The following is a 3424-nucleotide window of genomic DNA, read 5'->3' as shown; positions in this document are numbered from 1 at the left end:
CCGGCCGGCAGCTCGCCGAGCGTGAGGCCGTCGCGGGCCACGACGACGTCGCGGACGTCCTCGCGCTCGGGGATCGCGGCCAGCGTCAGGCGCTCGTCGGCGTACGTCGGGATGTCCTTGAGCGAGTGCACGGCGAAGTCGACCTCGCCGGCGGCCAGGACCTCGCGCAGCTCGGCGACGAACACGCCCGCGCCGCCGGCCTCGACGAGCGGGGTGCGGGTGCGGTCGCCTCGGTGGAGACGGGCACGACCTCGACGTCGACGCCGGTGACCTCGGTCAGCCGGGCGCGAAGGCGCCGGACTGGCGAGCGCGAGCCGGCTGGCCCGCGTGCCCATGCGCAGCGTGGTCACGCGTCCTCACCCGCCTTGTCGCCCGAGCGCTTCGTGACCGCGGCGATGGCCGCCGGGTCCAGCGCGAACAGGTCCGCGAGCGCGTCGGCGTAGGTCAGGCCCCCGTCGCCGTCGACGAGCTGCTGCACCCGGACGGTCGGCGCGTGCAGGATCTTGTCGGCGACGCGGTTGACGGTGTGACGCACCTCGGCCAGCACCTCGTCGCTGACGTCGCTGCGCCGGGCGAAGCGCTCCATCTCGGCGCTGACGATCTCGGTCGCCATCGTGCGCAGCGCGACCACGGTCGGGGTGACGCGGGCGGCCGCCTTCGCGGCCAGGAACGCCTCGACCTCGGCGTCGACGATGCGGCGCACGGCCGACACGTCCTGCGCGGCGGCGGTGTCCGAGCCGCGCTCGGCGAGCAGGGCGATGTCGACCAGCGTGATGCCGTCGAGCTCGGCGACCGACGCGTCGACGTCGCGGGGCAGCGCCATGTCGATGAGCGTCATCGGGCGTCCGTCGTGCTGGGCGCGCTCGATGCGGGCGCGGTCGAGCACCAGGCCGCTGGCGCCCGTGCAGGTGATGACGACGTCCGCGTGGTGCAGCTCGTTGTCGAGCGAGCCCCAGCGCACGGCGCCGACGCCGTAGGTCTCGACCAGGTCGTAGGCGCGCTGGTACGTGCGGTTGGCGACCATGATCCGCGCGTTGCTGACGCCGGTCTCGATGAGCGTCTTGACCGCCAGGCTCGACATCGTGCCGGCGCCGATGACCAGGAACTGGGTCTCGGGGTCGTGCACGACGTGGCCGGCCGCGTCCAGGGACGCGGTGACGATCGAGGGCCCGAGCAGGTCGATGCCGGTCTCGGCGTGGCCGCGCTTGCCGATGCGCAGCGCCTGCTGGAACAGCGTGTTGAGCGCCGACCCGACGGTCGACTCGTCCTGGCCCAGCTGCAGCGCGTCGCGGACCTGGCCCAGGATCTGGCTCTCGCCGATGATCATCGAGTCCAGGCCGGCGGCCACCTCGAACAGGTGGGCCACGGCGGCGTCGTCGTAGTGCACGTAGGCGTGGCGGACGAAGGCGTCGCGGTCCAGGCCGGCGTGCTCGGCCAGCAGGGTCGACACCTCCTCGACCGCGCCGTGGAAGCGCTCGGCCTCCACGTAGACCTCGACCCGGTTGCAGGTGGAGATCACCGCCGCCTCGGAGACGTAGGGCGTCTCCAGGGCGCGGTGCGACAGCTTGACGACGGAGTCGGTGTCCAGCGAGACACGCTCCAGCAGCTCGATCGGGGCCGTCTTGTGGGACAGCCCGACGACGAGGACGCTCATCGGCAGACCTCCGGGGAGAGGGAACGGTAGGGACGTCCGCCGACGACGGCGCCCGTCGTCCGCTCGTTGCGCTCGCTCATGCGTGCACCTCCAGCACGTCCGGCACGGCCGGCAGGGCCGAGCCGGCCTTGCGCTGCTCGTGGTACGCCAGGATCTGCAGCTCGATCGACAGGTCGACCTTGCGCACGTCGACGCCCTCGGGGACGTCGAGCACGACCGGCGCGAAGTTCAGGATGCTGGTGACGCCCGCGGCGACCAGCGCGTCGGCGACCTCCTGGGCCGCCTCGGCCGGGGTCGCGACGATGCCGATCGAGATGCCCCGCTCGGCGACGACCTGGGGCAGGTCCGACATGGCGCTGACCGTCAGGCCGGCGACCGTGGTGCCGACGCGGGCCGGGTCGGCGTCCACCAGCGCGGCCACGTGGATGCCGCGGGGCGTGAAGCCCTGGTAGTTCGAGAGCGCCTGGCCGAGGTTGCCGACGCCGACGAGCACGACGGCCCACTCCTGGGTCTGGCCGATCTCGCGGGCGATCTGGTAGCGCAGGTACTCGACGTCGTAGCCGACCCCGCGGGTGCCGTAGGAGCCCAGGTACGACAGGTCCTTGCGCAGCTTGGCCGGGTTGACGCCGGCGGCGGTGGAGAGGTCCTGCGACGAGCAGGTGGCGACGCCCTGGTCGGAGAGCTCGGTGAGGGCCCGCAGGTACAGCGGGAGCCGAGCGACCGTCGCGTCGGGGACGCCGCGGTCGGGCGCACCTCCGCGAGGGGTTCTCAAGACTGTCACGCTGCTCCTGCTCCGCCCGGTCGAGGGGGTGCGGCCCGGGGTTCGTCCGGGTCGGACCGGCGGTCTGCAGGCCCAGTTTAGGAGCTTGTGAACGTGGGAACAAAATCGGCGGTTCCCGCGGATCACCCTACTCAGGCGCGCAGGGCGGCCCGCAGGCGGGCAGGGTCCACCCGCCAGAAGTCGTGCTGACGGCCGTCCACGAAGGTCACCGGGAGGTGCTCGCCGTGCTCGGCCATGAGGCGAGCATCACCGGTGACGTCGACCACCTCGTAGCCCTCCCCCGCCTCGGCGCAGACCTCGGCGATGGCCTGCTCGGCCAGCTCGCACAGGTGGCAGCCGGGCTTGCCGTACATGAGGACGCGCGGGCCGCTCGTCCGGGCGCGTCGTCGCCTCACGGCGTCTCCAGCCCGAGCACCTCGCGCCGGGCGAGCGCGCGGAGGCGTCCCTTGAGCACGGTGCCGTCGGGTCCCTGCGGCAGGTCGTCGACCACGACGACACGCTCCGGGTGCTTGAAGCGGGCCAGGTTCTCGGCGCAGTGCGTCGCGACCCGGTCGGCCAGCGTGCGCCGGTCGGCGCCGGCGTCCGGCACGACGAACGCGACGACGGCCTCGGTCGTGCGGGCGTCCGGGACGCCGACCACCGCGACCTGCGCGACGCCGGGCACCTCGGCCGCGACCACCTCGACCTCGACCGGGTAGACGCTGAACCCCGAGACCATGACCACCTCGCGCATGCGGTCGAGCACGGCGAGCCGGCCGTCGACGTCCAGCATCCCCACGTCGCCCGTGCGGAACCAGCCGTCGGCGTCCGGGCCGCCGGAGCCGTCGGGCCAGTAGCCGGTGAACAGGTTGTCGCCGCGCACCCGGATCTCGCCCGGGCGTCGGGGCCCGCGTCGTTCCCGGTCACGTCGAGCACGCGCAGCTCCGACGCCGGGCACGGCCGGACCGACCACGGCCGGGGCCGGGCGCGTCCGTCGGCGGCGCCGCCGA

4 protein-coding genes and 1 pseudogene are annotated in these 3424 nt (G+C 73.6%); all 5 read right to left on the bottom strand.

Annotation, left to right across the window (positions count from 1 at the left end):
- Positions 1–350, bottom strand: a pseudogene (locus AC2W7G_RS12120) (hydroxymethylbilane synthase); the annotation flags it as partial.
- Positions 347–1654 (bottom strand): glutamyl-tRNA reductase, encoded by a 1308-nt coding sequence (locus tag AC2W7G_RS12115; RefSeq protein ID WP_485868665.1) that lies wholly within the window; start codon positions 1652–1654, stop codon positions 347–349. The gene AC2W7G_RS12115 and the pseudogene AC2W7G_RS12120, both read right to left, overlap by 4 nt.
- Positions 1655–1730: 76 nt before the next feature.
- Positions 1731–2435, bottom strand: a complete 705-nt coding sequence (locus AC2W7G_RS12110) for a redox-sensing transcriptional repressor Rex (protein ID WP_485868664.1) — start codon at positions 2433–2435, stop codon at positions 1731–1733.
- A 131-nt stretch (positions 2436–2566) separates the two neighbouring features.
- Positions 2567–2830 carry a glutaredoxin family protein gene (locus AC2W7G_RS12105; RefSeq protein ID WP_485868663.1) on the bottom strand — a complete coding sequence of 88 codons (264 nt, stop codon included), beginning with the start codon at positions 2828–2830 and terminating at the stop codon, positions 2567–2569.
- Positions 2827–3424: AMP-binding enzyme (locus tag AC2W7G_RS12100; RefSeq protein ID WP_485868662.1), on the bottom strand; the 598-nt coding region annotated here is incomplete at its 5' end. The genes AC2W7G_RS12105 and AC2W7G_RS12100, both read right to left, overlap by 4 nt.

This window comes from Aeromicrobium sp. PFPM2_SD2 (assembly GCF_057364525.1).
Note: the sequence above shows the minus strand (reverse complement) of the source record. Positions and strands in the feature narration are given on the sequence as shown.